General features: G+C 44.3%; 32 protein-coding genes and 4 pseudogenes. All 36 read left to right on the top strand.

All coding sequences use genetic code 11. The annotated features are described in order from the left end of the window. Nucleotides 1-10: 10 nt before the first annotated feature. Nucleotides 11-1,246, top strand: coding sequence for a stage III sporulation protein AE (spoIIIAE, locus tag JCM19037_RS07195; protein WP_042399412.1), 1,236 nt, complete (start codon nt 11-13; stop codon nt 1,244-1,246). An 18-nt stretch (nt 1,247-1,264) separates the two neighbouring features. Beyond that, complete coding sequence (gene spoIIIAF, locus JCM19037_RS07190; protein ID WP_042399411.1) at nt 1,265-1,864, top strand: stage III sporulation protein AF; 600 nt, start codon at nt 1,265-1,267, stop codon at nt 1,862-1,864. Beyond that, nucleotides 1,857-2,510, top strand: coding sequence for a stage III sporulation protein AG (gene spoIIIAG, locus JCM19037_RS07185; protein ID WP_042399406.1), 654 nt, complete (start codon nt 1,857-1,859; stop codon nt 2,508-2,510). Before spoIIIAF ends, spoIIIAG begins: the two co-directional genes overlap by 8 nt. A gap of 7 nt (nt 2,511-2,517) precedes the next feature. Next, nucleotides 2,518-3,168, top strand: coding sequence for a SpoIIIAH-like family protein (locus JCM19037_RS07180; RefSeq protein ID WP_193744691.1), 651 nt, complete (start codon nt 2,518-2,520; stop codon nt 3,166-3,168). Between the two features lie 1,691 nt (nt 3,169-4,859). Further along, complete coding sequence (locus tag JCM19037_RS07170; protein WP_042399401.1) at nt 4,860-5,237, top strand: hypothetical protein; 378 nt, start codon at nt 4,860-4,862, stop codon at nt 5,235-5,237. An 18-nt stretch (nt 5,238-5,255) separates the two neighbouring features. After that, nucleotides 5,256-5,678, top strand: coding sequence for an Asp23/Gls24 family envelope stress response protein (locus JCM19037_RS07165; protein ID WP_042399398.1), 423 nt, complete (start codon nt 5,256-5,258; stop codon nt 5,676-5,678). 39 nt (nt 5,679-5,717) lie between these two features. After that, nucleotides 5,718-6,086: pseudogene (nusB, locus tag JCM19037_RS26915) on the top strand (transcription antitermination factor NusB); the annotation flags it as partial. Between the two features lie 39 nt (nt 6,087-6,125). Next, nucleotides 6,126-6,986, top strand: a complete 861-nt coding sequence (gene folD / locus JCM19037_RS07160) for a bifunctional methylenetetrahydrofolate dehydrogenase/methenyltetrahydrofolate cyclohydrolase FolD (RefSeq protein ID WP_042399551.1) — start codon at nt 6,126-6,128, stop codon at nt 6,984-6,986. A 67-nt stretch (nt 6,987-7,053) separates the two neighbouring features. Further along, a pseudogene (locus JCM19037_RS29215) lies at nt 7,054-7,223 on the top strand (exodeoxyribonuclease VII large subunit); the annotation flags it as partial. Continuing rightward, a complete protein-coding gene (locus JCM19037_RS29210) occupies nt 7,206-7,715 on the top strand; it encodes an exodeoxyribonuclease VII large subunit (protein WP_307189742.1) in 510 nt (169 codons plus the stop codon). The pseudogene JCM19037_RS29215 and the gene JCM19037_RS29210, both read left to right, overlap by 18 nt. Beyond that, entirely contained in the window at nt 7,598-8,353 is a 756-nt protein-coding gene (locus JCM19037_RS29205; protein WP_307189752.1) for an exodeoxyribonuclease VII large subunit, read from the top strand. Before JCM19037_RS29210 ends, JCM19037_RS29205 begins: the two co-directional genes overlap by 118 nt. Further along, nucleotides 8,343-8,603: an exodeoxyribonuclease VII small subunit gene (xseB, locus tag JCM19037_RS07150; RefSeq protein WP_042399395.1), complete on the top strand. Its 261-nt coding sequence runs from the start codon at nt 8,343-8,345 to the stop codon at nt 8,601-8,603. Before JCM19037_RS29205 ends, xseB begins: the two co-directional genes overlap by 11 nt. 2 nt (nt 8,604-8,605) lie before the next feature. After that, the gene (locus tag JCM19037_RS07145) at nt 8,606-9,502 is read left to right on the top strand and encodes a polyprenyl synthetase family protein (protein WP_307189741.1); all 897 of its coding nucleotides are present in this window, start codon (nt 8,606-8,608) and stop codon (nt 9,500-9,502) included. 117 nt (nt 9,503-9,619) lie between these two features. Further along, nucleotides 9,620-10,405: a 1-deoxy-D-xylulose-5-phosphate synthase N-terminal domain-containing protein gene (locus tag JCM19037_RS26910; protein WP_238544591.1), complete on the top strand. Its 786-nt coding sequence runs from the start codon at nt 9,620-9,622 to the stop codon at nt 10,403-10,405. Then, nucleotides 10,405-10,983, top strand: a pseudogene (locus tag JCM19037_RS26905) (1-deoxy-D-xylulose-5-phosphate synthase); the annotation flags it as partial. The gene JCM19037_RS26910 and the pseudogene JCM19037_RS26905, both read left to right, overlap by 1 nt. Next, a complete protein-coding gene (locus JCM19037_RS26900) occupies nt 10,981-11,505 on the top strand; it encodes a transketolase C-terminal domain-containing protein (protein WP_307189751.1) in 525 nt (174 codons plus the stop codon). The pseudogene JCM19037_RS26905 and the gene JCM19037_RS26900, both read left to right, overlap by 3 nt. 5 nt (nt 11,506-11,510) lie before the next feature. Beyond that, nucleotides 11,511-12,320, top strand: coding sequence for a TlyA family RNA methyltransferase (locus tag JCM19037_RS07135; RefSeq protein ID WP_042399392.1), 810 nt, complete (start codon nt 11,511-11,513; stop codon nt 12,318-12,320). Nucleotides 12,321-12,426: 106 nt separating this feature from the next. Beyond that, a complete protein-coding gene (ahrC, locus tag JCM19037_RS07130) occupies nt 12,427-12,876 on the top strand; it encodes a transcriptional regulator AhrC/ArgR (protein WP_042399390.1) in 450 nt (149 codons plus the stop codon). Nucleotides 12,877-12,894: 18 nt separating this feature from the next. Continuing rightward, nucleotides 12,895-14,601 (top strand): DNA repair protein RecN, encoded by a 1,707-nt coding sequence (recN, locus tag JCM19037_RS07125; protein WP_042399387.1) that lies wholly within the window; start codon nt 12,895-12,897, stop codon nt 14,599-14,601. Nucleotides 14,602-14,749: 148 nt separating this feature from the next. After that, nucleotides 14,750-15,978 (top strand): annotated as a pseudogene (gene spoIVB / locus JCM19037_RS07120) (SpoIVB peptidase). A gap of 210 nt (nt 15,979-16,188) precedes the next feature. Then, nucleotides 16,189-16,980, top strand: coding sequence for a sporulation transcription factor Spo0A (gene spo0A / locus JCM19037_RS07115; protein ID WP_042399384.1), 792 nt, complete (start codon nt 16,189-16,191; stop codon nt 16,978-16,980). A 260-nt stretch (nt 16,981-17,240) separates the two neighbouring features. Continuing rightward, nucleotides 17,241-17,507: a hypothetical protein gene (locus tag JCM19037_RS07110; protein ID WP_042399381.1), complete on the top strand. Its 267-nt coding sequence runs from the start codon at nt 17,241-17,243 to the stop codon at nt 17,505-17,507. A gap of 14 nt (nt 17,508-17,521) precedes the next feature. Beyond that, entirely contained in the window at nt 17,522-17,938 is a 417-nt protein-coding gene (locus tag JCM19037_RS07105) for a DUF4352 domain-containing protein (RefSeq protein WP_042399379.1), read from the top strand. Nucleotides 17,939-17,950: 12 nt separating this feature from the next. Further along, the gene (locus tag JCM19037_RS07100) at nt 17,951-18,277 is read left to right on the top strand and encodes a YccF domain-containing protein (RefSeq protein ID WP_042399376.1); all 327 of its coding nucleotides are present in this window, start codon (nt 17,951-17,953) and stop codon (nt 18,275-18,277) included. A gap of 189 nt (nt 18,278-18,466) precedes the next feature. Beyond that, nucleotides 18,467-18,820, top strand: coding sequence for a helix-turn-helix domain-containing protein (locus tag JCM19037_RS07095; RefSeq protein WP_152548980.1), 354 nt, complete (start codon nt 18,467-18,469; stop codon nt 18,818-18,820). 273 nt (nt 18,821-19,093) lie between these two features. Next, the gene (locus tag JCM19037_RS07090; protein ID WP_042399371.1) at nt 19,094-19,432 is read left to right on the top strand and encodes a hypothetical protein; all 339 of its coding nucleotides are present in this window, start codon (nt 19,094-19,096) and stop codon (nt 19,430-19,432) included. A gap of 54 nt (nt 19,433-19,486) precedes the next feature. Continuing rightward, nucleotides 19,487-19,648 carry a hypothetical protein gene (locus JCM19037_RS25635; RefSeq protein ID WP_193744690.1) on the top strand — a complete coding sequence of 54 codons (162 nt, stop codon included), beginning with the start codon at nt 19,487-19,489 and terminating at the stop codon, nt 19,646-19,648. Between the two features lie 2 nt (nt 19,649-19,650). Further along, on the top strand, nt 19,651-20,121 hold the full coding sequence (locus tag JCM19037_RS07085; protein ID WP_042399368.1) for a hypothetical protein: 471 nt from the start codon (nt 19,651-19,653) through the stop codon (nt 20,119-20,121). A 1-nt stretch (nt 20,122) separates the two neighbouring features. After that, a complete protein-coding gene (locus JCM19037_RS07080) occupies nt 20,123-20,467 on the top strand; it encodes a hypothetical protein (protein ID WP_042399366.1) in 345 nt (114 codons plus the stop codon). Nucleotides 20,468-20,480: 13 nt separating this feature from the next. After that, the gene (locus JCM19037_RS07075; protein ID WP_052363643.1) at nt 20,481-20,882 is read left to right on the top strand and encodes a hypothetical protein; all 402 of its coding nucleotides are present in this window, start codon (nt 20,481-20,483) and stop codon (nt 20,880-20,882) included. Between the two features lie 166 nt (nt 20,883-21,048). Then, on the top strand, nt 21,049-21,243 hold the full coding sequence (locus JCM19037_RS07070) for a hypothetical protein (protein WP_042399363.1): 195 nt from the start codon (nt 21,049-21,051) through the stop codon (nt 21,241-21,243). Nucleotides 21,244-21,894: 651 nt separating this feature from the next. Next, nucleotides 21,895-22,551 (top strand): DNA replication protein, encoded by a 657-nt coding sequence (locus tag JCM19037_RS07060; protein ID WP_238544590.1) that lies wholly within the window; start codon nt 21,895-21,897, stop codon nt 22,549-22,551. Continuing rightward, complete coding sequence (locus tag JCM19037_RS07055; protein ID WP_042399355.1) at nt 22,548-22,835, top strand: hypothetical protein; 288 nt, start codon at nt 22,548-22,550, stop codon at nt 22,833-22,835. Before JCM19037_RS07060 ends, JCM19037_RS07055 begins: the two co-directional genes overlap by 4 nt. A gap of 246 nt (nt 22,836-23,081) precedes the next feature. After that, nucleotides 23,082-23,462 (top strand): hypothetical protein, encoded by a 381-nt coding sequence (locus JCM19037_RS07050; protein WP_042399352.1) that lies wholly within the window; start codon nt 23,082-23,084, stop codon nt 23,460-23,462. Further along, nucleotides 23,399-24,796, top strand: a complete 1,398-nt coding sequence (locus JCM19037_RS07045) for a DnaB-like helicase C-terminal domain-containing protein (protein ID WP_081829123.1) — start codon at nt 23,399-23,401, stop codon at nt 24,794-24,796. The genes JCM19037_RS07050 and JCM19037_RS07045 overlap by 64 nt, the downstream gene beginning before the upstream one ends. Nucleotides 24,797-25,145: 349 nt before the next feature. Then, nucleotides 25,146-26,072 (top strand): toprim domain-containing protein, encoded by a 927-nt coding sequence (locus JCM19037_RS07040; RefSeq protein WP_042399350.1) that lies wholly within the window; start codon nt 25,146-25,148, stop codon nt 26,070-26,072. Nucleotides 26,073-26,098: the final 26 nt, after the last annotated feature.

Below are 26,098 nucleotides of genomic sequence, written 5' to 3'. Positions count from 1 at the left end.
AGGGATCGTAATGAAAGCATTCATTTCATGCGTGGTCGGTATCGTCGTTCTACTCACATTCTCCATAGAAGCCGTTGCTCTTGATGATGACCCAAACCTTGATCCCAGACTGCCGATTGAAGACGAGAGCGTCAGTGAAGAAGATGTCTCGGATTTGATTGAAGAACAGATGGACGAGCAGTTAGATCGGCTTGGTTTTACAGAAATTGAACAGTTTTGGGAAGATATCCGTCGAGATTATGAATCTTTTCTCCCCGAAAGTCAAAAAGGATCATTTACAGACTTTTTGGATGGAGATCAGCAGTTTAGTCCAACGGAGTGGGGACGGGCACTGTTAAATTTCTTGTTTCATGAACTAACAGCGAATGTTAATTTGCTCGGTACACTCATTCTTCTTGCTGTATTTAGTATGGTGCTAAAGGCATTACAAAACGCATTTGAGCATGCGGCGGTAAGTAAGGTAGCATACAGTGTCACATTTACGGTGTTGATTGTCATTAGTATGAATAGTTTTTACATTGCGATGAGCTATGCCCAAGAAGCAGTGGCGAATATGGTTCATTTCATGATTGCGCTTTTGCCTATGGTACTCGCACTTTTAGCCATTACAGGCGCAACAACAACGGCTGCATTGTTTCACCCGTTAATTATTGTCCTCGTCAACACGAGCGGGCTGTTAATTGAACGATTTGTTCTCCCATTACTATTCATCTCTGCCATCGTAAGCGTAGCAAGCTCTATGAGCGAGAAATTCCAATTGACGAGGCTAGCAACCTTAATACGAAATGTTGCAATGGGAACGCTCGGCGCATTTTTAACGATCTTTTTGGCAGTTATATCCGTCCAAGGTGCAACGTCAGCGATTAGTGATGGAGTGACGTTACGGACAGCTAAATACATTGCCGGTAACTTTGTGCCTGTTGTCGGTCGGATGTTTACCGATGCTACTGATACCGTTATCGGTGCTTCACTTCTTTTGAAGAATACTGTCGGCATCGCAGGCTTGTTCATCTTGTTTGTGATTACTGTATTCCCGGCGTTAAAAATTCTAGTACTTGCGCTTACGTTCCAAATTGTTTCTGCCATTATGCAACCGCTAGGTGGGGGGGCGCTCGGAGAAGTCATGAGCCTCTTTGCACGAACAGTCATGTTTATGTTTGCTGCGGTTTCTGTCGTCTGCTTAATGTTTTTCTTAGCGATTACAATCATCATATCAGCAGGAAATCTAGCACTCATGGTGAGGTGAACTCGGTGGAGTATTTTAATGATTGGATTACGACGTTGGTTGTTTTTTTTGCTCCTAGCCATTATTTTGGAGCTCCTATTACCAACATCGACAATGAAGCGTTACGCAGATCTCGTGCTTGGGCTGATGATGACGGTGTTGATCTTACAACCAGTGTTTGATTTCATTCATACCGATCCATCGGAATGGTTTGATCTTGACAATTTTAACGTTCGTGAAGGGGCAGATGAGATGGAAAATAAAATAAATGATCAAAAAAGAGAAATACAAGCCACTCATGATGCATATATCTCAGAACAAGTAGCTGCTCGTCTAGGCAGTGAAGCAGAACAGATGCTAAAGGAAGAGTTTCAGCTCTCGTTTAGTGGAATTTCTGTCGATGAAAATTCACATTCTGAGTCGGGAGGGATTAACGTCTTGTTGGTGGAGGCAGGGGATGAACAAACAAATACGACAGTGGAGCCGGTTAGAGAAGTGGTTGTAAATACAACAGAGTCAAGACAGCAAAGTGATCATCCGGTCTCGCTGGATGCAGTAAGGGTCCGTCTTGCACAAGTATGGCAAGTGGAAGAGAGCTCCATACACATTCGTATGGAGGAGGAAGATGCGAATGGCTGAAAATAAAAACCCCTTTAGCAATTTTCTTCCAAAGAGCGACGGTCCTAGACGCTTTCGGTGGTATTATATTGCAGGACTTTTCTTCGTAGGTGTGCTTCTCATGTTAATCGGGAATTTCGGTACAGACGATGACGGCGGTTCAATGGTTGGCGAACAGTCAGAAGAGCCGGTGTTTGTAAATGGTGACCAAGAAAACGAAGAAGAATCATCTGTAAGTAACACTTCTTCTGACTTTCAAGTGATTGAACAAGCGTATTCAAATCAGTTGGCAGAAACGCTAGAGAAGATTGATGGTTTGTCTAATGTTGAGGTCGTCGTGAACGTCAAAGAAACAGAAAGCAAAGTGTACGAAAAAGACCGTAGCATACGGCAACAAACAACAGATGAGGCAGATACTGAGGGTGGGAACCGGACATTAGATGAGGGCACGCAAGAAGAGACACTCGTGCTCGTTCAGCAGGGGAGTGGTGAAGAACCGCTACTCATCCGTATGGAGAAGCCAGATGTATCCGGTGTGCTCGTCGTCGCCAATGGCGTCGAGAGTATGCAAAGAAAAGAATGGGTCATTGAAGCTGTCACTAGAACGTTAGATGTGGATGCACATCGGGTGTCAGTATTACCAAAACAAATGGGAGAGGATGAGTGATTTGGTTTTGAAAAAGCAAACAGTATGGCTGTTAACAATGTTAAGTTTGGTAGCGGTACTCGGTGTCTATTTCTTCGGACCCGATAGCCCAACGACACAAGAAGCTGCGTTAATTAACGATCATGAGTCATTAGAAGATTTTGAAGGGGAACTTTGGGAGCAATATTTAGAGGAAAACCCAGATCAAGCGGTTGTCGTTGAAGAATGGAACGGTGAAGTTGAAGGATCAGATGAGGAGGACCCAGAAGCAGGTGACGGTGAAGAAAATGAAGAGACCGACAGCATTGATGTGGCCGCAGGGTTGAGTGGTAGTGAAACGTTCAGCGCACTTAGAATTGAGCGCGAGGAACTAAGAAGTGAAGCGCGTGAAGAGAACACAAATACGATTGCATCAAGTGATGCATCTGCTGAAGAAAAAAATGAAGCGCATGAGCAAAATGAACAACTAAAAACGTTAACAGAAAGTGAATCGACACTCGAACAAAGAATTGCATCACAAGGATACGAAGATGTACTCGTTATGACCGATAACGATGAAGTACGCATTTTCGTAAAAACAGAAGAACTTTCAAAAACGGAAGTTGTGGAAATCAACCGAATTGCTCACGAGCAGATCGGAAACCGAGCAGTAGCCGTTTCATATCATATTGATGAATAGCATGCGACCCGGTGAAAACATTCACCGGGTTTTCTTTTTGCGTTTTTCTTATAGGTGAAGACGAAAGGAGCAGTGCAAATGCTATAAAGGATGGACGATAGATCTTCTGCGTTTGTCTTGTCAGTGCTAGAATTCCATGACATGCGGATGCATGCGATCCACACTAGAAGGGCAACATCGGTTCACGTTTCTGCTCCTTGCTACGGTGTGTGGGAAGAAGTCCCAATGCCCCATATAATCATTAATGTGACACTTGAGAAAGAAAAATCATGATTTTAAACGTGAATGCGCACATAAACGGTGTCAACTGTCACAAATCGTGCGATTTGTGACAGTTGCGTGCCGAAAATGCCCGGTTTGAGGGCTGGATTGTCACGTACGTGACCGGTCATCACATGCCTGTGCAAGGTGGTGAGCCTCGGTCACGACTTTTTACCCTTCGGCAAACGTTTTTCGTGTTGTCCCCAACCTTGCAGTGACGAACAACGATCGGCAACGAGATGAATTTCAGCAGACAATATGCAATCACTCACCACAAAGACCCATCTTGGTCATCCGATTCAATGAATTTCTTTCGTTCAACTTATCTAGCTAAAAATCTTATCATTGTTCGTTCTATGATAAGATTTTAGCCCAACAGCTTGCTCGGTGCCCAGCATGGGTGATGGGGAGCAGGCTCAAAGGAAAATTGGATGATATATATGAGTACTTTTGCTTGTTGAAAATATAAATTACCTATCGTCGGTTCTATGAGAGATTCATGATTATTTGGAGCGTGTCATGTTCCCCGAATCCGCTCATTTCGGTAAAAGGGAACTTACAATGTAGTCTGTGTTTTCTGCGCTGCCGAGTTTTGATCGTGAAACGAAAGAACGGGTTCCAAAGATCATCGATTGGAATTAGATTCGCTCATGTGTGACCGTTTTGCCTCGTTCTACTTCCAATCGATCGGCATCTCGTTCCAAACGTCCGTTTATGGAACTAAATTCAGCACTTTAAAGGATATGAACGACAATATCGTTCCAAAGCGACGTTCATGTTCGTTCTCACAACCGTATGAAGGTTGACCCGCACGCCTTGTCTCGAATCTCGATTTGAAAATCCAAAATTCTTTCGGCGCGAGCCGCGCCGAACCAAGACCGATTTCGGTTCGGTCCCGCTGGGGCCGACAGGTCGTAAAGTGTTAGGTTTAGTCCGAACTATATGCAAGTTTTACGAAATGAACGCTAAAAAGAGCAAACTTGACTGCAGAAAGTGTAGACTAGCGCACAATATGCGATCCATGCCTTGCCCACTCGGTATAACACAATACGCGAAAGCGACATGAAGACATATTTGTTATAACCGACAAATCGTAAGAAATTCCAAAGCAAACTCTACATTCTGGTGTCCAATGAATTTCTCACGCTGAGCGTAAGGCAAATCGTAAATGTTGACGGTCTATTCACTCCCCAACATTATTTTCACAAAAGATTAAATGCTTTCTGTATACATACGGTCGTTCACATTACTCGTAAGCCCTTAGCCTTCAATGATTTCTATGTTGACATCATTTCATCGACGTTAACAAATGATGTATAATTCAAAAAAACAAAGGATCCCAAGCTAAGAGGTGAAATCGCATTTTTTACATGATATAATCAACTGATGACAAAACAATGTAATGGAATGAAGTTAGGAGATGTCACTTCATGGAATGGAATCATTTAACAGAAGGCGCTAAAGCCGTATTGGAACAAACGAGAAACCTTAAAAACGACAATATTCAAATCGTAGAGTTTGAAGTGGGTTATCAAGAAGAAGCAACAGAAGAAAATCCGCATCCTGTATCGATTCAAGAGGAAGATTATGATAGCTTGAAACGCTACACACAAGAAAACGAATACGATGAGAGTTATCATATGGCGAGAAACAAGTCCATCGTGAAAATTATTCTTTTGGAAAATCGTAAGATTCCCGACAACCTATCTGAATACCCGGTTTTCAGACATTACCGTATGGAGCGGTTACGGGAAGAGCAGTTAAAAGCTGAGCAAGCTAATGAAGAACAAGCGAACGAACAAGAATAGAATTCAGGAGGGATCACGATGAATGAATATCAATTGTTAGACTTAGAAGAACAAGAGAACGACCTTGGCCGTGTGGAGATCTCCCCAGAAGTTATTGAAGTTATTGCTGGACTTGCTGCAGCAGAAATTGAGGGTGTTTCTGCACTTCGTGGGAACTTTGCAAACGATGTTGCAGAGCGTTTCGGTAAGAAAAATCACGGAAAAGGTGTCAAAGTTGAACTCGGTGAGAACGGGGTTACGATTGAGGTGTCTGTGGTTGCATATTACGGAGTTTCTGTACCTGAAATTGGAATGCAAGTGCAAAAAAACATTCAACAAGCATTGGAAACGATGACCGCGATCTCCTTGGATGGCATTCACGTACATGTTGTTGGCATTCATTTTGAAAAAGAAGAAGAGACGACGTTGGAGCTTGCGAGCGCAGAGCGAATATCTGAATAAGGAGCGCTACAAGCGCCGTGATAGGAAAAGGAGTTAAGCATGAATCGAAGATGGGCGCGAATTAGGGCAGTACAAGCTCTATTTCAGGTTGAAATGACAGGTGTACATTGGCAAGAAGCCTTGCAATTTGCTTTAGATGAGCATGAGGAGAGCGACGAATATTTACTTCGCGTATTGCCTGGGATTGTTGAACATAAAACAAGCATTGATGCTCGGATTGAGGAACAGCTGGAACATTGGACAATGGAAAGATTAAACAATGTCGATGTTGCTGTACTACGCCTTGCCGTATACGAACTTCTGCACTACGATGAGATTCCACCTCATGTCACATTAAACGAAGCGATTAATACAGCTAAAGCATTTGGTGAGGATGAGGCGGGTAAGTTTGTAAATGGCGTCCTCTCGAATGTGTTAAAAGGCTACGCCGAGGAAGTGGGGAGAACAATGACAGCGAGCATCATTGATGGTAAAGAGATTGCCAAAGAGAAGCGTCGCCAAATTGCTATCGAGGCAAGCCGGTTGAAAGAAACCGGTGTGAATCCTAGCCTTGCAGTCATTCTAATCGGAGATGACCCCGCTTCTCATAGCTATGTAAAGGGTAAGGAAAAGGCTTGTAGAGAAGCGGGGATCCATTCCGAAGTAAGGCGAAGAGCGACGACGATTACCGAGTCTGAACTTTTGCAAGAGATTCAAGAACTTAATGACGATCCGTCCGTTCATGGGATCCTCGTGCAACTTCCGTTGCCTGACCACATTACAGAAACACGGGTAATTAACCAAATTGCACCAGAGAAAGATGTGGATGGCTTTCATCCGAATAACGTCGGACGCTTAATGTTAGGTGAGTTGGGTTTCACTCCTTGCACCCCTTTGGGAATTATTGAGATGTTAAAAACGACTGGCATAGACATTGAAGGCAAACACGCGGTTGTCGTTGGGCGGAGTAATCTCGTCGGTAAGCCGGTTAGTCAATTGCTTTTAAATGAAAATGCGACGGTAACGGTATGTCATTCAAAAACGAAAGACATGGCGAGTATTACAAGAGAAGCCGATTTGTTGATTGCAGCAGTCGGTAAAGAACATATGTTAGGCCCAGAAGCGATTAAACCAGGGGCTGTTGTTATTGATGTTGGTGTGAACCGTATGGCGAACGGGAAGCTTACTGGAGATGTACAGTTTGACGAAGTGAAAGACATTGCCGGTTGGATTACGCCAGTACCTGGTGGGGTTGGACCGATGACAATTACGATGCTTCTGCATAACACAGTAGAAGCTGCGAGAGGAATGATGGCGAGTGGAAGCTAATCATTCCTATCTTTCTGTAACACAAGTTACGAAAGAACTGAAAAGAATTATCGAACAGCACGAACAAATGAATCATGTCATGCTTTATGGCGAGATCTCTAATTTTAAGCATCATAGCCGTGGGCATATGTACTTCACATTAAAAGATGATCGGGCGCGAATTTCAGCAGTTATGTTTGCTGGGAATAATCGCGCCTCCGTTTTCATCCAGAAAATGGTATGAAAGTACTCGTGCAAGGGAATATTTCAGTTTATGAGCCGTATGGACAATACCAGTTGTACGTACGAAGCATGGAACCCGATGGCTTAGGGCAGTTGTATTTAGCTTATGAACAATTGAAAAAGAAGCTTGAAACCGAAGGTTTGTTCGCTAATGAGCGAAAGAAGCCTTTGCCGAGCTTTCCGAAACGAGTTGGCGTGGTCACGTCGCAAACAGGGGCTGTCATTCGAGACATCTACACGACTATCACGAGAAGGTATCCCCAAGCAGCAATTCATCTGTATCCAGTTGCTGTACAAGGACCTGAGGCGGTCCCATCGATTGTAAACGCACTCAAACGAGCGGATGCGGCAGGGTTAGACGTCTTAATTGCAGGCGCGGTGGCGGTTCAATTGAAGAACTTTGGGCGTTTAATGACGAACAGGTCGTCCGAACAACAGCGATGCTTACAACACCGATCATATCAGCGGTTGGCCACGAAACAGACGTCACACTTCACGATTTTGTAGCGGATGTTCGAGCTGCCACACCAACTGCTGCAGCTGAACTTGCCGTACCTTCAATGAAAGAGTGGACGGACAAGCTCATATCCATTCAAAAGCGGCTGACTGTAGCAAGTAAACAACTGGTGCGCCAGCGACAAGTTAAATTAAAACAACTTAGGCAATCGTATGCCTTCAAATATCCCGCACAGCTCGTCACACAAAAGGAACAAGAGCTTGATCGCAACCTTGAGTATTTGCACCGGTTTATGAAGCGCTACATGGGAGACAAAAAACAATCATACGTTGACGTTTCACACCGGTTGGAGCGTATGCACCCAGGTATGATGCTCAAAGAAAAACATTCAGAGCGCCAACTGCTGCAAGAACGATTGCAACGCAGCATGAAAGAGGTATTTCAAAAGCAATCAACAGCTTTTGAGACTCGGCTTAGTAAGCTAGAGATCTTGAACCCACTCAATACGTTACGCAGAGGGTATAATGTGGCGTACCAAGGGGAGCAACTTGTATCCTCTACTAAACATATCCAATCGTCCTTACCGCTAACGTTACATCTTCATGATGGTCAAGTGACGACGGAAGTACAAACGGTAACTGAAAAACAGTCCCTCGCGCTGAAAGGAGAACCGATCGATGACGAATGAAAAGAATACAGAGCAAGTAGACACCGAAGAGGCTAAAAGCTTTGAAGAAGCGATGAAGTCACTCGAAGAGATTATTGTTAAGCTTGAAGAAGGTGATGTGCCATTGGAAAAAGCAATTGATATGTACCAAGAAGGTATGACGCTATCAAAACAATGCCATGACCAGCTGCAAAAAGTCGAGAAGAGAATGGACAAAATTGTGCTTGAAAATGGAGAGACAGAACCGTTCTCCCTTCATGAGGAGGGTTAAATTTGCAAACGGATCAAACAATAGAAGATATGATTGAACGCCATGTACCCCCATTGATGAATGTCATTCATTCTCAAATTGAAAGTGCCTCTTGTCCTGAAAGCATTAAAGAAGCGATGCTCTATTCCTTAAACGCTGGTGGGAAGCGTATTCGTCCGTTGCTGTTAATTATGGCAGCGCAAAGCTATAAACCTGTAACAAGCTCCGCGTATAAATTAGGGGCGGCATTGGAGATGATCCACACGTATTCGCTTATCCATGATGATTTGCCAAGCATGGATAACGATGATTACCGGCGTGGCAAACCGACCAATCACCGTGTATATGGGGAAGCATTAGCCATTCTCGCTGGAGACGCTCTTTTAACAGAAAGCTTTCAACTAGTGAGTGACATTTCTGAAGATGATATGCACCCACGAGACATCGTTCACATTACACGGCGGATGTCAGAATCTGCAGGGATTCGGGGGATGGTCGGTGGTCAGGTAGCTGATATTGAAGGTGAAGATCGCACGCTTCGTCTCGAAGAATTAGAATGGATTCATCGTCACAAAACCGGAGCATTACTAGAATTTGCTGTTGAAGCTGGTGGAATTTTAGGGGGAGCGCCTGAGGGGGACATTGCTGCTTTAAAGATTTATGCGGAGAATTTAGGTCTCGCTTTTCAAATTAAAGACGATATCTTAGATGTAGAAGGGGACGCAGAGATTATCGGAAAGCCTGTCGGAAGCGACACAGATAATCAAAAGAGTACGTATCCTAGCTTACTTACATTAAGTGAAGCGAAAAACAAGTTAGATGCGCATATTCAAACGGCTGCCGATGCACTAAGAACTGTAAGTTGCGATGCATCTGCGCTACTGAGCATCTTGCAGTATGTGGCAAAACGAGATCGATAATTGTTTTATTGGCTTTTTGTTCACATAGAAAGTACAATAAAGATCACACATGGATTTACATCCATCGGAAATACTAAGAAACACACATTTTTTTTAATGAAAGTGGGGATATCAGGCATGGACTTAGAAGCCATTCAAGATCCCGGATTTTTAAAAAGCTATTCAAAAAAGCAACTCTCACAACTTGCAGAAGAGATACGTTCATTTCTCATTTCCAAACTCTCTGTCACAGGAGGACATCTTGGCCCGAATTTGGGGGTTGTTGAGCTGACGCTCATGCTCCATAAATTGTACGATAGCCCAAAGGATAAGTTGATCTTTGATGTGGGCCATCAAGCATACGTACACAAGATTCTGACGGGCAGAGCAGACCGTTTTGATACACTAAAACAGTATCAAGGTCTATGTGGCTATCCGAAGATGAGCGAAAGTGAGCACGATGTTTGGGAAGCTGGACACAGCTCAACTTCGTTATCAGCAGCGATGGGTATGGCAGCTGCAAGAGATCTCAAATCTGAAAACAATCATGTGTTGCCAATCATCGGTGACGGTGCTTTGACAGGTGGGATGGCGCTTGAAGCATTGAATCATATCGGTCATGAGCAAACGAATGTGACAGTGATTTTAAACGATAATGAAATGTCGATTGCTCCTAATGTGGGCGCACTTCACAACGTGCTAGGTCGTTTGCGTTCAACAGGTGGTTATCGCCGTGCAAAAGAAGACTTGGAGTACGTAATCAAGAAAATTCCAGCACTCGGTGGCCCGCTTAGCTCCACGGCAGAGCGAATGAAGGACAGCCTTAAATACTTGCTTAGTAAAGGGATGTTCTTTGAAGAAATGGGCTTCACGTACTACGGTCCTATTGATGGTCATGACTTTGATGACTTCATAACAACTTAATGTATGCCAAACGGACTGAAGGTCCGGTATTGCTGCATGTGATTACGAAAAAAGGAAAAGGGTATCAGCCTGCTGAAGAAGATGCAAGCGGTGCATGGCATGGACCAGGACCGTATGCAATTGACTCAGGTGACATGAAAAAGAAAGCAGGTCCCCCTGCTTATAGTGCAGTTTTCAGTGATACTGTCGCCAAGATTGCTGAGCATGATGAAAGAGTCGTTGCGATTACAGCCGCGATGCCAGGCGGAACAAAATTGGACAAGTTTGCCAAAAAGTTCCCGAATCGCATGTATGATGTTGGTATTGCTGAACAGCATGCAACGACGATGGCTGCAGGTTTGGCAGCTGAAGGCATGAAGCCAGTATTCGGTGTGTATTCAACGTTTTTACAACGTGGTTATGATCAGCTTGTACACGACGTTGCCGTCAAAATCTAACGTTGTTTTCGGGATTGATCGCTCAGGTCTTGTTGGTGGTGATGGGGAAACACATCAAGGTGTGTTTGACATCAATTACATGAGCACTTGCCGAACATGAAGATTTTGATGCCAAAAGACGAAAATGAACTTCAGCATATGATATATACAGCCTACAAAAATGATGACGGACCGATGGCTGTTCGTTATCCTCGTGGCAATGGCTATGGTGTCACGATGGACGAAGACTTACAAGCAGTGCCAGTCGGCAAATGGAACATTGAACAAGAAGGTTCGGATGTAACGATCTTGACTTTTGGTACGATGCTTCCAATTGCAAAGAGTGCGGCTGAACAACTTCAAAAAACGGGCGTATCCGCTCGGGTTGTGAATGCGAACTCGGTAAAACCACTTGACGAAGAGTTGCTCGTGCAATTAGGAGAGGAAAACCGCCCGATTTTAACGTTGGAAGAAGCTGCTTTACAAGGTGGTTTCGGTAGTGCGGTTCTTGAATTCCTGCACGACCGTGGCATTGCGTCTATGCAAGTGAAGCGAATGGGAATTCCAGATCGTTACATTGAGCACGGTAGCGTTGACTTGATTTACGAAGAGTTAGGTTTAACCGCAACCGAAGTAGCTAACACCGTTAAAGAAATCGTTCCGAGTAAAAAGAAAAGAGCGTAACCAATATGAATGGTAAGAAAGAACGCGTTGACATTTTGCTCGTCGAGCAAGGACTTAGTGAAACACGAGAAAAAGCAAGACGAGCGATAATGGCAGGGCTTGTTCATACCGAACGTGAGCGAATTGATAAACCGGGCACAAAGATTGACAGAGATACGCCATTGTTTGTTAAGGGACAAGAGTGTCCTTATGTGAGCCGAGGTGGCATGAAGCTGCATAAAGCACTCGATGTATTTAACGTGTCGATTGAAGGAAAAGTTGTCCTTGATGTAGGTGCATCTACTGGTGGCTTTACTGATTGCGCTTTGCAACATCTCGCAAATCAAGTATATGCCGTTGATGTGGGATACAATCAATTGCACTGGAAGCTTCGTTCCGACGACCGGGTCGTGGTTATGGAAAGAATGAATTTTCGATATGCGGATCAAGAAGACTTCACACATGGCTCGCCCCAATTTGCCGTGTGTGATGTTTCTTTTATTTCATTAAAGCACATCTTTCCACCGATGCAGCGCATCATAGAAGATGAATCGGATGCCATTGTTCTCGTCAAACCCCAATTTGAGGCAGGAAGAGAAGAAGTCGGTAAGCGAGGAATCGTCCGGGACAAAAATGTACACCGACGTGTCATTGAAGATGTGTTGAATTTTGCAGAAGAAAGTGGTTTGCAACCAATCGGTCTTGATGTTTCTCCAATTACTGGGACCGGTGGGAATATTGAGTTTCTATTACACCTTCGAAAAAATGCCAATCCTTCGCGTCACATTGATGCGTCACGCATTGCTCTCGTCATAAAAAATGCGCACAGTGCTTAATTCCCTAATATTTGTTTATTTATACAAACAGCAGTATAATTATCATCAAAGAACGGGGAAACTAACGTGTGTATATTTCCCTTGCGTGAATGAGGAGGTAGAGAGCGTGACGAAAGGTCAACGACATGTAAAGATCCGAGAGATTATCCATACGAAGGTCATTGATACACAAGAAGATCTCGTAGATGAATTAAAAGCAGCAGGTTTTAATGTGACCCAAGCTACGGTGTCACGAGACATTAAGGAATTACACCTCGTAAAAGTGCCAACACTAGATGGTACGTACAAATACAGTTTGCCGGCAGACCAACGCTTTAATCCAGAACAAAAATTAAAAAGAAACCTGTTTGACTGCTTTGTAAGTATTGACCAGACAAATCATTTTATCGTTATGAAAACATTGCCAGGAAATGCCCAAGCGATTGGATCATTAATCGATCATTTAGATTGGGATGAAATTATGGGGACGGTTTGTGGCGATGATACCATTTTAATGATATGTAAGGATGCCGAACAAGCACCTGCAATTTCGAATCGATTTTTAGATATGCTGTAATAGATCGAGGTGGTTGAGATGCTGGAAGAACTTTCGATACGTAATTTTGCAATTATTGATCGCTTAACCTTATCCTTTTCTTCAGGGTTGACGGTTTTAACCGGGGAAACGGGTGCAGGCAAATCAATTATTATTGATGCGCTAGGTTTACTTGCTGGAGGACGCTCATCTGTTGACTTCGTTCGTCATGGCACAAAGAAGGCGGAGATTGAGGGTCTTTTTCGTATTCATTCCGAACACGAAGTAGTCGAAGTGTTAGAAGAAGCAGGGATCGATATAGAAGATGATATGATCATTCTAAAGCGAGAAATCAATGAGAAAGGCAAAAGCGTCTGTCGAATTAATGGTGAGCTTGTAACGTTAACGATGCAGCGAGCGATCGGACAACAGCTTGTAGATATTCACGGTCAGCACGAGCATCAAGATTTGTTACAGCCAGATAAACATAGTGCGATGGTCGATGGGTTTCTCGGTGATCCATTGTTTGAGAATAAGCAGCAGTATGAGGAGAAGTATCGCCAAGTCATCGGTCTTGAAGAGCAGTTATCGCATCTAAAGGACAATGACCGTGAAAATGTTCAACGATTGGATCTGATTGAATACCAGTTGGAAGAGATTAAAGAGGCGAAGCTCAAGCAGCAAGAGGATGAAGAACTGACGGCAGAACAATACAAATTGGCCAATATGGAAAAGCTCTTCTCGCAAATGCAACTAGCATATGAAGCCCTTTATGGTGATGAAAAGGGGTTAGAACTCGTACGTGAAGCGATGGTTGCTCTTCAAGAATCGGCGAGTATTGATCAATCCCTTGAAGAGATAAATGATTCGTTAACGAACAACTTCTATATGCTAGAAGAAGTCACATTTCAAATTCGTGATCATGTCGAACAACTTGATTATGACCCTAATCGGCTTGATTTTATATCGAAACGATTGGATGAGATTAATCATCTTAAACGTAAATACGGATCGACAATTGAGGAAGTCCTTCTTTATGCAGAGCGAATTACAGAAGAAGCAGAAGAATTGAGTAACTTAGATGAAAAAATTGAATCTGTCGAGAAGGATCTCCACACTCATAAAGCTCAAGCATTATCACTTGCGCAATCCCTTTCTAAATCGCGAAAGCATGCGGCGAAGCAATTAAAAGCAGCCATTGAAATGGAACTAAAAGATTTATTTATGGAGAAAACAAGTTTTACGGTTCAATTTCACCCTCATCGCCGCGGCATTGTTGTCGAAAATGGTGAAGAAGTGTTTACGCTAAATGAAGATGGTTTGGAACGGATGGAATTTTACTTGTCGTCCAATCCAGGGGAGCCAGAAAAATCACTATCAAAAGTGGCTTCTGGTGGAGAAATATCAAGGATTATGCTTGCGTTGAAAAGTATCCTAACGGACAGATCAGAGCGTACGGCTTTGATTTTTGATGAAGTGGATACCGGGGTTAGCGGTAGAGTTGCTGGTGCAATCGGTGAAAAGATTTATGCGATTTCTAATGAGTCACAAGTGCTTTGCATCACTCATTTACCTCAAGTCGCTTCGTTAGCGAATACACATATGTACATTAAAAAGAGAGAAATCAACAATCGAGTTTCCACTGAAGTTGAGGAACTTAACGACGATCAAAGAATCGACGAATTGGCAAGAATGCTATCAGGTTCTGAGATCACAACGAACACGAAAGAAACGGCAAGAGAGATGCTCTGGAGTAAAAAAGCATAATCATACCGCTATAAATATTGCCATTCCTAAAAAAACCGCCCATTTGTGGTCGGTTTTTTGTGTTTTGCCAGTTATATAAACGTCCGAGAGAGGCAACATTATAAGTACGTACTAAAAGTACGGTCGGGAGTTAGGAGTGTGAGATGATGTGAACAGTGAGAGATACCGTAAGATTATCGGTACCATTGTTTTAGTTGCCCTCGTTGCGATTGGTTTTTCAACGCCGATTCAACAGTGATGATGTTGCCTGAACAAGTGAGTGTACCGGTTGATGCAAATATGGATGAAGTTAAAGATTCGTTACCGTCATTATTTTCTATTCATACCGAAGATGAAGCAGCGATTACAGTGGCTGCCGGAGATTTTCCGGTGAAGAAAATTCACAAAGACCGTCGAGAACGCATTGAAGTCATTCCTGGCGGGCAGTCCATTGGCGTTCGATTAAACGCAAAAGGGGTATTGGTTGTAGGGTTTCATTTAATTGATACGTCAGATGGTCAGAAATCACCTGCCGAATCCGCTGGGATTCAAAAAGGGGATATCATCGTTAAATTAAATAAACAGCCGGTTGAAGATATGCATGAAGTCGCTACAATTCTTCGTACACCCCATGAAGCGCAGCCAATTGAAGTCGAAGTTATTCGGAACGGAAAGACGTTAACGAAAACGATTGACCAAAGCATTACCGCCTCAGAAGGCATCGGTCAGTTGGGGATGTACATTCGAGACTCTGCTGCTGGCGTTGGAACGATGACGTTTTATGAGCCATTATCTGGAAAATACGGGGCACTAGGCCACGTTATATCAGACATTGATACGAAAGAGCCTGTTGCGATTCACGAAGGAGAAATTGTGCGGTCATCCGTACGTTCGATTGCTAAAGGCAAAAATGGAATACCAGGTGAAAAACAAGCGTCATTGACGACTTCTCAACACGTATTAGGTACGATTACAAAAAACAATACGTTTGGTATTTACGGGGTGTTACATCACGGTCATGATCTTGTGAATGAAGGACGACTATCTATGCCAATTGCTTTTGCAGATGAAGTTGAAGAGGGACCAGCGAAAATATTAACGGTCGTAGAAGATGAAACCGTAGAAGAATTCGACATCGAGATTGTTCGGTCATCACCGCAAAAACACGCAGCAACAAAAGGAATGGTCATACGGATTACAGATGAGCGCCTATTAGACAAAACCGGAGGCATAGTTCAAGGAATGAGTGGTAGTCCAATTATTCAAGACGAAAAGATTATCGGTGCAGTTACGCATGTATTTGTTAATGACTCGTCATCTGGGTATGGTTCCCATATTGAATGGATGTTGCAAGAAGCCGGTGTTCCTCTAGAAAATGATGAAAGAAAGGCTAGCTAAACAGCTGCCTTTCCGATACATAAAAATTCGACAGAATTCGACATCTGCCCTCGAATTATTTAGAATGTTGTAATTTGTTGGATGATAATAACGGATTTTCCGAAATTACCTTGATTTTCTGTTTATTTAAAGGATAATTCCATATGAGAAACGAAATTACAACAACAAGCCCAAAACTATAATAACATATGAGGCAGAGGAGGACCCATTTTGGATTCAATTAAAGTTTGTATTGCAGATGATAATCGTGAGTTGGTGCAGATGCTTGAGGAATACATCTCGAATCAAGAAGATATGGAAGTCTCAGGCATTAGCTATAACGGTCAAGACTGTATCACGCTCGTAGAAGAGAAAGAACCAGACGTACTCATACTTGATATTATTATGCCATACTTAGACGGATTGGCAGTGTTAGAACGTTTACAGAAAAAGTCTCTATCAAAAATGCCGAAAGTTCTCATGCTAACCGCATTTGGTCAGGAAGATGTAACGAAGAAAGCCGTCGGTCTTGGCGCTTCTTATTATATTCTTAAGCCGTTTGATATGGAAGTTCTCATCGATAAGATTCGCGAGTTAAACGGTGTTGAAACGGAACATATGAACGTCTCGCACACGAGAAGTAGTTATAACACGATTAAACAGCCGACAGTGAATTTGGATCAAAGAATTACGAATATCATCCATGAAATTGGCGTGCCTGCTCATATTAAGGGTTATATGTATATGCGCGAAGCCATTACGATGGTCTATAACGATATCGAGTTACTCGGTTCCATTACGAAAGAGCTTTACCCAGACATTGCCAAGAAATTTAACACGACGGCGAGCCGCGTCGAACGAGCGATCCGCCATGCGATTGAAGTTGCGTGGAGTCGAGGGAACATTGACTCGATTTCACATTATTTTGGCTATACGGTCAGTATGTCAAAAGCTAAACCGACCAACAGTGAATTCATCGCGATGGTCGCTGATAAGCTTCGGATTGAACATAAAGTAAGCTAACGGCGGAGTGGCGGGTGTTACAGCGTTTGACCATCGTTGCCATTCTCACAAATTTTTCGGTGAGATTCCGATAAACTTTACGTCAATTACTGCAATAAACTAGCGCAACAACAGTATATACGACGGTGGTGGTAATAGCAAACGGAAAAGTTGCGGTCTTCTTCGGAGGACTGCAACTTTTTTCGCTTATAAACGTACATAATATTGGTAATTTATAGTACAATGAGCGTAGATATAACGTATGAAAGGGGCGGTTAATAATGAAAAAGTATCCGATTGTATTTGCGATAAGTGCGTTAATGTTAGCGGCATGTAATGGGGACGAAGAACAAACGGTAGAAGATGAGCAAGCGGAAGCGACCGAAGTAGAAGCGGAAGAAGTAACCGATGAGGACGAAGAAGAGCCAGAAGTTGTTGAGGAAGAAGCTGACGAAGATGACGGACTGCTAACGGAAGTTGGCGCAACAGTGTCCGAGGACGGTTACGAGTTGGAATTGTTGGCGTATCATGACGAGCAATTAACGTAACAATCGGAGAATATATGGACGTGACATACGAGGATGTGAAAGTACTCCACCGTAATAATGACGACCGCGTACATGAGGCGGAATTCGCGTGGATAACGGATCGCACCGAGTTTGATTACGTGCAAATTAACATTAACGTCGAAAACTTATCGGAAGAGCATGTTAACTTCAATCCGATTGCGCAAATAGTTACAAACAGCGGTCAGCAGATCGATTACTTTGATGCGGAGTTTGTACAATATTATAGTAACGCTGAAGTTGCGGGGGAGTTCCGAGAAGGAGTTAAAAAGGACGGGTTTATGGCGTTTATACTACCGGAAAACTTTGATGTAGACGAGTTGGAATGGCTGAGATTTTATACGAACGACGTCTTTAGCGAAGATACATTTGAAACATTAGCGGGCGAAGAGGAAATCGAAATAAACTTTTAGGGAGGCGTTATAATGGAAAATAAAGCGCCTATACAAACGGTTAACGTTAATAAAAGACAAATGCAGGCGTGGGAATATTGTGTGCGCATACCGATCGGGCTTTTGGGATTGGCGTCGATTATCGGCGGTCTTTTACTATGCTTAACGATTATCGGTATATTACCGGGGATCGGAATGATGCTCACGGGCGGGCTACTGGTGATGCCGGCATTTTTAGTTGGACACCCCGTAAGCTGTCCATTTTGCGCAAATGAGACGAAACTAAACATTTACAAACACGATAAAGCGGGCGAGTGCTCGTCATGTAAAAACAACTTTCCGGTTAAATGGCCGAAATAGACTCGTCGCAAATATGCGGCGGGTTATTTTTTTTGCGCAACCGTAAAATTACCGTGCGGGCGTCGTATATCTATTAAGCGCATAAAAAAGTTTACACAAAAGCGTCGAACTTTTAATTGGCAATCGTCGGTATTAGTAAGCGTAATTGTCCCAATTAAAAACACGTCAGGGTTATATAACTAACGGGAGGTGTTAACAATCGAGCAAGTGGCGGCGCAACAAAAGCCGAAAGTAATCGATTACCGCAAGGAAAAATACGCAATTGTAAGCAAACGCGTACTAACAAACGTAACTAAATTCGAACGCCCAACGGACAAACTCGTTTACGTCATATTATGTATGTACGCGGATAACGACGACAAAACTTCATATCCGTCAAACGAACGCATCGCAGAGCTCGCCAATTGCTCGGCAAGAACCGTACAAAGGTCGGTCAAGTTGCTTGAAGAAATCGGCGCAATAACAGTGGAAGAACGTCATGATGTGCGAGGTTATAGAACGTCGAATATCTATTATTTGAACGAATTACCGGCGGATTTTTAGACGCCTACCGGAATCTGTGTCAAAGCCTAACGGACATGGTGTCTATGCCGGGGTGACACAGTTGCCGAGGAACTATACTCAGTGTTATCTATACTCAGTTTAACTAGACTCAAAACATTTGCAGCCCTTACGGACTGCTACCTTATTTATACAATAACAAAGTCATTAAAACCCATACTACCTTGCGCAAAGAAAGTAATTAAAGTACGAAAGTACAAGCGTGCGTGGCGCCCCGCCGTCCGCCGCAATCATACGAAAAAAGGAGTCGTCACTATGGTTAATATCCCGATCACCGAGCGCTACTATTTACGCTCAGACGCGCACCAATTTATTATCGCTATCCGCACCGACATCGATAACACGGCGAAGGAAAACTGGACGGAACTCCAAGCGAAAGGTAAGCCGCCACATGAAACGGTCTACACGCCGCACAAGTATCCGGGCAGTATCGATCACGCGCTCCGTATTATCGTTCAGCTATTATTACGCGAATCAGACGCGGAAAGTTGGGAGGAACTGCGCGGAGACGTGGCGCGTATAGAGCGGAAGATGGACGCCATTCACGACGCGCTGACGCCATCGAATATGAATAGTCGTGTTACTACGAAATAAGCCGTCATGGGGCGTGTATTAGCGTCTGCGGCAATATAACGAGGAGGCGAGCGTATGGAATTATTAATCGCGAGACTGGAATCGAAAATTGCTCGCGTGGAAGAAGAAAAAGAGAATTATACGCAACCAAGCGAATCGGCTATCTATGCCGACGGAATTATTACCGGCTTAAAAGCTGCGGTACATTATGCGAAATTAGAAGACGGGAGGTGCTGATAATGTATACAGCAGTGATAATAACCGTTGTCATCGCGGTTGTGTTATTCACTTTAATGACAATTTCATTACTCGATCTAGCGCTCGGACATAGGATATGCGATTTTATAAAACTACGCCCGTTCCTCGCCCGCAACATTTACCGGAACATACGAGGACGACGCGGCAAGTACCGCGCCCGTGTAGTCGATGATGATGTTTTACTTTATCGTAGATTGCGCAAAGTAGACCGAACATGGCTGTCTATGTATGGCGATAACGAAGAAGCAGTCGTGCGCGCCATTAAGCGGTTAGTCATGCGTTATGAAGACGAAGAAGAACGCAAAGAAGCGGAAAAACTCGCCGCCGAGCCTCAGCGTAAAAATTTCGGCAACGTATACGAAGAGGAGATCGATTTAGATGCGGAGGACGAGTCGTTTAATGTTGGTTTAGTTCGTAAAGATTTTCGAGATTTATTTGAAAGGGTGCGATAACATGACGTTATCAGAAGAACAACTCAACGCAATTAAGGAGCGTGCATATACAGCGTCAGAAAGTCCGTGGTTAATCGATGGTACTGATATTTGGGTTGACGGTAATAGTCGTATAGATATGAAAGATTACGGAAGTATTTTACAGTCGTTTGCGGACGCAGAGTTCATCGCCCACACCCGCGAAGACATACCCGCCTTACTTACGCATATTGTCGCGCTAGAGAACTGTAGCCAAGAACTTCGCAACGAAACGAAGCAACAACGCCGAATAATCGAAGACTTGTCGAAATCTAAACGCGATGATCTCGCTGATTTGCCGGGATACTATCCGTTAGGATGTTTCTAAGGAGGACGAATAAATGACGAAGATTAGTACGCGCGATTGGCGCGCCTTACCAATCGAAAAATGGAACGCGAACACGCATCTGCAAATGCTCGTTGATCTCACGGAAAAACGTTTCGGTGTCGACTACCAGCCGGGCGGACGCGGCGGCAAACAACAGCGCTGGTCGATGGAACGCGGCATGCTGAAACAGGCGCAAGGTAAGTACGGCAACGTCACACTGCGCAAGTTTATCGAGTTATGCCTCGATGAATATAAGCCGTCTGCCGAATACCCTTTCGTACAATTTACGTTTATGTATGCGTATAGAGACCGCAACTGGGCGGTTGCGCAAAAAGCCGTGGCGGACGCAGCGCGTAAACGACGGAAGGAAGACGAAGCTGAGGCGGCGTATGTACCGGTAGGTGATCGGTGGTGAATAGAATCGATAAATTTAACGATAAATTGCGCAGGTTTACGGAAAAGGTCGAAGCGTTCAATCGCTTTATATTTCCATTTGTCCTTGGAATGGTGGTAGGGATGATCGTAACAGTTTACACGACAGCACAGGCAATTATGAATATGTAGCGGAGGAGGCGGAGTGAGTGATCGTACAGACTTATAAGACAATCTGCGAGGGATGCGAAGAAGAAGTGACAAGTACTGTTGCTGTTTTCACTGGAGAAAATGAGGTTGTAATGGACTTTTTAGATGACACAACTTTCGAATGTGAGTGTGGATGCACTACAGCGATTAGCATTGAAAAGAGAGTAGTATCGGAGGCGGCGGGTGATGAGTGATAATCGCACTTGCCCAAAATGCGACGGCGAAGGTATTGATATTTGGCATTTCCCTTGTGAGAGATGCTCAGGAAGAGGATGGATTAAGGAGGCGAAGGGCGATGATTAAACCTTATTATAAACATCTGAGCAATGTTAATGTAGTTGAAGTGGAGGATTACGGGCTTATTGATTTAAATACTACCAATCGAGATTCGTGAAGAAAAAGACGGCAGATATGAAATAGGGTGGGTAACAGCTATTGAAAATGGCGAAAGTGTACACGTATTATCTGAATACGGTGGAAGAAGTTCTTTAGATTTTGGCGGTAGGGAACTAGGAGTCCTTAAAGAGATAAAGGAGGTCGAATAATTGCGCAAATACGTAAGCCCCGCGGAACACGCACGCTTGAACGCTATCCGAAGACTGGCGCATCACGTTAACAATCGAAGACGACGGCTCGTTTGTTATCGACAGCCCCGACGGCGTAAGTGATCGTGAGCTCGTTGGCGCAATAGAAGCGACTAAGCACGCGATCTTAAATAATTGGCTCGATGACGAAGAGGAGGCGCTTTAATGACGACATTAGAAAAACGCTGTATCTTAGCGCAACACTGTAGCGTAGCCGGTGAAGCGCAACACTGTAACGTACTTTGCGGACCTTACACGCTCATGCACAGCGCCGCCGGTCGCCACACAAACGCAAACTTACCGCCCGAATACGCACGCACCATGCTATCAAACGCACCGCCGGCGTCAGACCAAGCGCAACAATACGCTGACCTGCGTCGTTATGTCGATACGTTTAGCGGCTCGGCAGGCGAAATACGTAGCGTTTATTTATACAGCGCGTCCCCCGGCACCGGCAAAACGACGACGGCAGCCGCGTTAATAAATGAATGGTTGGCGGCTCGTTACTTAGTTGCGCGTAGTAATAACGAAAACTTGCCGAAACAGTTAGCGTACTTTCTCGACGTTAACGAATGGCAGTCGCAATATTTGCAATTTAATCGTTCGCATATACCGGAGGACATTGCGCAAGGTGCGGCCCTGGCTTATTACCGGTCGATGGAAAAGGCGAAACACGCGCCGTTCGCTGTTTTGGATGACATAGGCGTACGTGGCGTCACTGAGGCGTTTCGAGCGGACTTACACGGCATTATTAACGCTAGAGTCGTCACGCAATTGCCGACGGTTTATACGTCTAATATCGCTATGGACGAGCTTGCGGACGTTTTCGGTGAAGCGCGTTTGGCGGACAGAGTGCGCATGAATACGTTGCAGATACCGTTCGGTGGCGAATCTAAACGAGGAGTGAAGGCGAAATGATAAGCGAAAAAGAGCTAAAACGGCGAATGGATTTTGAGCATAGTGCGAAACGAATTAATCTAATAAAAGCGCTTATAGCGGTAGATGGTGATTTAGAAATGGGCGGTACATCCATCGCTAGAGACGGAAGTGTGACGATGGGTGGGTACAAGCGTAATTATAAAGAATTAGCGTCCGTTAACTATTATATTGAAAAGTCAGTAATGGAAGAATTAAACCAAGTAAACACTTTCGACGAAATGTATGAGATTTACAAAGAGATCGGTTACTTTGAGGAGGTTTAGGAATGAAGGAACTTTCCCGGCGCTACGGTAAGATAGTACGGATTTTCTGCGAACGATGAGTGATTATGTTTTAAAAGCGTGCCCATATTGCAGTGAAACACCTGTGCTATCTCGCATAATGGGTAGACCATTAATTAAGTGTGATAACAATAATTGCATAATTCGGCCTGATACTTGGTTTTGTACATCGAAAAATATGCGGAAACATTTAGTTGCGTGGAACAATACAAGTGGGAGGGGATTTAGATGAAACTAATTAAATACGCTTTTACTACTGTAGGACTCGTCGCTGCTGGCTACGTCCTTTACCGCCAGTCAACGCAAGAACCACCGACTGTAAACGTAATGCTAGCGCAAGGAGCGCCACAAGCCGTCGAATTTGTGTTGCCTACAACGGAATCGCGGTTGCCTGAGCCACCGCCGCACATCGAAATCGACCGCAAGATTACGCATGTCGAGGCGTTAATCGACGAGCTGCTGGATGACCGTCGTAAGGCGTTAACCTTGCGCAAGATACTCGGTACTGAGGCGTTATATAGCGACACGCTCAGTGACATCGACGAATGCTTAACGTACCACGCAACGCTATTAGAATCGCTAAAAGCCGAAAGGAGGCGCTTTTCATAGCATACGGATCATTCATACTATCGAAAGTCTGCGATGACAATTCCGTAAAAGAGCTACGCAAGTACGGCATCGAACGCGCCGACTTTGCAACAGAAACCGAACGCCAAGCATACGAATACGTCGTTAATTATGCGGAAGCCAACGGTGACCAAGCGCCGTCATATGCTACGTTAATTGCCGAAGTACCAGCGTTTGATGACGCTTATGTGCCGGACGTTACCGACAACATGTTCGTACTTGCGCAAGGTATTAAGGCCGAGCGTCAGGAGCGCGAGTTTGTAGCGATTATGAACGACTTGGCGCGTGAACACGAAAAAGGCAACGGTAAAAATTTGCTAGAACAATTGCATAAGCGTTCGCAAGAAGCTATAATGGGAACAAGCGTTCGTAGTCGAACAGGAACGAGCGCAAAGGAAGACACTGCGAAAGTCGAAACGGAATACGATCGTCGAAAAGAAGGGGAATCGAACCGCATATGGGCGTCGCATTTTCCGTCGATTAACCGTGAAATAGGCGGCTATGCCAGCGCAAATATGTATACGTGGTACGGGCGGTCGGGACGCGGTAAGTCGATCATGGTGCTAGAGGAAATCGTTAAAGCTGCGCAGGACGGCGCCACTTGCCTAGTATGGTCGCTCGAAATGTCGTGGTACGAGGTCATGGTGCGTATTTACGTATCGCTGAGTGGTCGACTAGGATTGCGCCAAGTAACGTTTGACGACGCGGGACAAGTCGCAGCCGGTTTTGACAGCCGCGCAATAAGACATGGCGACTTAACGCCAGAATTTGAGGCAGAGTTTCGTAGTTTCCTCGCCAACATAGACGCGCATTTAAAAGGCGATATTATCGTAAGAGCGACGGATGATGAAGGCTTTACAGATCGGTCGGCGGCAGAATTGCGCAAGAATATCGAGGAGTACGAAGCTGATGTCGTAATGATCGATCCGTTTTATCTGATGAACTACGAACGTAACGAGGACAAAACACCGGGTGGAGCTGCGACAAAGACTTCGCAAAAGTTGCGAGGGATGGCAGGTTATACGCAAACTGTAATGCACGTTATTACGCAGGCGGATGAAGAGACTGAGCAACAAAATGACGAAGGCGAACGGGAGCTTTCCGTCCCAACCCGAAAAGACATCATGAAGACGAAGGCGGTACTTCAAGATGCTGCGAGTGTGTTCGGAATCGATACCGTTAAAGGGCACGGTGAAATATCTTTAGGTAAAGGACGTGATGGTGGCGAGGGCGTTTCGTTGGAACTACTATACTATCCGGGCGTTGGCGTTGTGCGGGAAATTAGCGCAGAAGAGGCGTTAGTTAAGCAATTTTAATAATTGACATATTTTGGGTATATTTGGACGCATTTACCACTTAATTTAAAAATAAAAATGGAATACAATGGAATTAGACACTAGGTCTTTTGATTTATTTTTGCTCAAAAGTAGACTTTACCATCAAAATAATTACTTGGTCTTGTAATTGCTAACTTTTAACGTTTTTGTCTTATTCTTCTCCCGAAACATTGTTGGGGCGAAAAATAAAGGAAAATAAAAAACTCGTATGATTTTTATTGAAAGCACTTATCCACAACCAACACAATTTATAGTGGTAAGGGACATTCACTCTCACAATCTATTGTGGTAAAATAACTATGAGCTGGAAATGAGGTGCATCGCCACCATGTATGACATCCGCGCAGAATTAGAAGATTACGATTTTAACAACGCCACATGGTCGGACGACCGCCTTATTGCACAGTCACCGTTTCGTGATGATACGCACCCGTCATTTTACGTTTATCTAACGGAGACAGATAACGCAGCGGCCGGCGTATGGGGCGACAGCGGTACAGGCGAACGCGGCGGATTTATTGAGCTACTTGCTCGTTTACGCGGTGAAAGCCAACGGGAAACAGCCCTTTATTTGCGCAACAAGTATGCCAGCGCCGAACAGCAAGCGTTAAATTTCCGTCCTTTGAAAACGCACGCCCCACGCAAGCCGATCGTGTTGGCTGACGACGCGCTCACGGGCTTTACCGACAAGCCTACGTATTTATACGGCAGAGGCGTTGATCCGCGTGTATCGGCTTATATGGGCATTAAGCAAAACGGTAAGGCGATAGCAATACCCTGGCATGACGGACGCGGACGTCTCAGAGCCGTGAAGTATCGCAGTATTACAAATAAATTCTTTTGGTACGCTAAGGGCGGCGAAGCTATCCGCAATCTTATATACGGAAATCTCATCTTACAAAAACGACGACCTTCGCTTATAATAATGGTCGAAGCCGAAATTGACGCTCTCTATATAATGAGCGCAGGCTTTCCGGCAGTAGCGGTCGGCAGCGCGGCATTTAACAGCACCAAGGCTGCATTGATTGCGCAAAGTAGTGTACGGGACGTTACCATAATGGCGGATCATGACGATGCGGGGCAGGCGCTTAAAAGGCGGATTATTGCGGAGCTTCACAATTATCCGCATATTAACGTCAGAGTGGCGGGGTTTCCGGCAAAGTATAAAGATGCGAATGATGTCTCGAATAAGGACGAGTTGAGATCGTATATTATGAATGCGAAGCAGGTGCGGAGAGTTGCAGGGATAGCGTAGGTAGAGCGTTGTGCTTGCGTAATAAT

Origin of the sequence: Geomicrobium sp. JCM 19037 (genome assembly GCF_000698105.1) — a bacterium.
Taxonomy (GTDB): domain Bacteria; phylum Bacillota; class Bacilli; order Bacillales; family Marinococcaceae; genus Geomicrobium_A.
The sequence above is the reverse complement of the archived record's forward strand: the minus strand, read 5'-3'. Positions and strand labels throughout refer to the sequence as shown.

What these genes read in the sequence shown, in the direction of transcription:
- JCM19037_RS07100 (WP_042399376.1), top strand. Translation starts at nt 17,951, where the DNA reads ATGGAAAATAAAGCGCCTATACAAACGGTTAACGTTAATAAAAGACAA.
- JCM19037_RS07060 (WP_238544590.1), top strand. Translation starts at nt 21,895, where the DNA reads ATGCACAGCGCCGCCGGTCGCCACACAAACGCAAACTTACCGCCCGAA.
- spoIIIAG (WP_042399406.1), top strand. Translation starts at nt 1,857, where the DNA reads ATGGCTGAAAATAAAAACCCCTTTAGCAATTTTCTTCCAAAGAGCGAC.
- JCM19037_RS07135 (WP_042399392.1), top strand. Translation starts at nt 11,511, where the DNA reads ATGAATGGTAAGAAAGAACGCGTTGACATTTTGCTCGTCGAGCAAGGA.
- spoIIIAE (WP_042399412.1), top strand. Translation starts at nt 11, where the DNA reads ATGAAAGCATTCATTTCATGCGTGGTCGGTATCGTCGTTCTACTCACA.
- JCM19037_RS26900 (WP_307189751.1), top strand. Translation starts at nt 10,981, where the DNA reads ATGATATATACAGCCTACAAAAATGATGACGGACCGATGGCTGTTCGT.
- JCM19037_RS25635 (WP_193744690.1), top strand. Translation starts at nt 19,487, where the DNA reads ATGGAATTATTAATCGCGAGACTGGAATCGAAAATTGCTCGCGTGGAA.
- JCM19037_RS07170 (WP_042399401.1), top strand. Translation starts at nt 4,860, where the DNA reads ATGGAATGGAATCATTTAACAGAAGGCGCTAAAGCCGTATTGGAACAA.
- folD (WP_042399551.1), top strand. Translation starts at nt 6,126, where the DNA reads ATGACAGCGAGCATCATTGATGGTAAAGAGATTGCCAAAGAGAAGCGT.
- JCM19037_RS07040 (WP_042399350.1), top strand. Translation starts at nt 25,146, where the DNA reads ATGTATGACATCCGCGCAGAATTAGAAGATTACGATTTTAACAACGCC.
- recN (WP_042399387.1), top strand. Translation starts at nt 12,895, where the DNA reads ATGCTGGAAGAACTTTCGATACGTAATTTTGCAATTATTGATCGCTTA.
- JCM19037_RS07080 (WP_042399366.1), top strand. Translation starts at nt 20,123, where the DNA reads ATGACGTTATCAGAAGAACAACTCAACGCAATTAAGGAGCGTGCATAT.
- JCM19037_RS07105 (WP_042399379.1), top strand. Translation starts at nt 17,522, where the DNA reads ATGGACGTGACATACGAGGATGTGAAAGTACTCCACCGTAATAATGAC.
- JCM19037_RS07050 (WP_042399352.1), top strand. Translation starts at nt 23,082, where the DNA reads ATGAAACTAATTAAATACGCTTTTACTACTGTAGGACTCGTCGCTGCT.
- JCM19037_RS29210 (WP_307189742.1), top strand. Translation starts at nt 7,206, where the DNA reads ATGAAAGTACTCGTGCAAGGGAATATTTCAGTTTATGAGCCGTATGGA.
- JCM19037_RS07110 (WP_042399381.1), top strand. Translation starts at nt 17,241, where the DNA reads ATGAAAAAGTATCCGATTGTATTTGCGATAAGTGCGTTAATGTTAGCG.
- JCM19037_RS07045 (WP_081829123.1), top strand. Translation starts at nt 23,399, where the DNA reads ATGCTTAACGTACCACGCAACGCTATTAGAATCGCTAAAAGCCGAAAG.
- JCM19037_RS07165 (WP_042399398.1), top strand. Translation starts at nt 5,256, where the DNA reads ATGAATGAATATCAATTGTTAGACTTAGAAGAACAAGAGAACGACCTT.
- spoIIIAF (WP_042399411.1), top strand. Translation starts at nt 1,265, where the DNA reads ATGATTGGATTACGACGTTGGTTGTTTTTTTTGCTCCTAGCCATTATT.
- JCM19037_RS07085 (WP_042399368.1), top strand. Translation starts at nt 19,651, where the DNA reads ATGTATACAGCAGTGATAATAACCGTTGTCATCGCGGTTGTGTTATTC.
- JCM19037_RS26910 (WP_238544591.1), top strand. Translation starts at nt 9,620, where the DNA reads ATGGACTTAGAAGCCATTCAAGATCCCGGATTTTTAAAAAGCTATTCA.
- xseB (WP_042399395.1), top strand. Translation starts at nt 8,343, where the DNA reads ATGACGAATGAAAAGAATACAGAGCAAGTAGACACCGAAGAGGCTAAA.
- JCM19037_RS07075 (WP_052363643.1), top strand. Translation starts at nt 20,481, where the DNA reads ATGACGAAGATTAGTACGCGCGATTGGCGCGCCTTACCAATCGAAAAA.
- JCM19037_RS07090 (WP_042399371.1), top strand. Translation starts at nt 19,094, where the DNA reads ATGGTTAATATCCCGATCACCGAGCGCTACTATTTACGCTCAGACGCG.
- JCM19037_RS07055 (WP_042399355.1), top strand. Translation starts at nt 22,548, where the DNA reads ATGATAAGCGAAAAAGAGCTAAAACGGCGAATGGATTTTGAGCATAGT.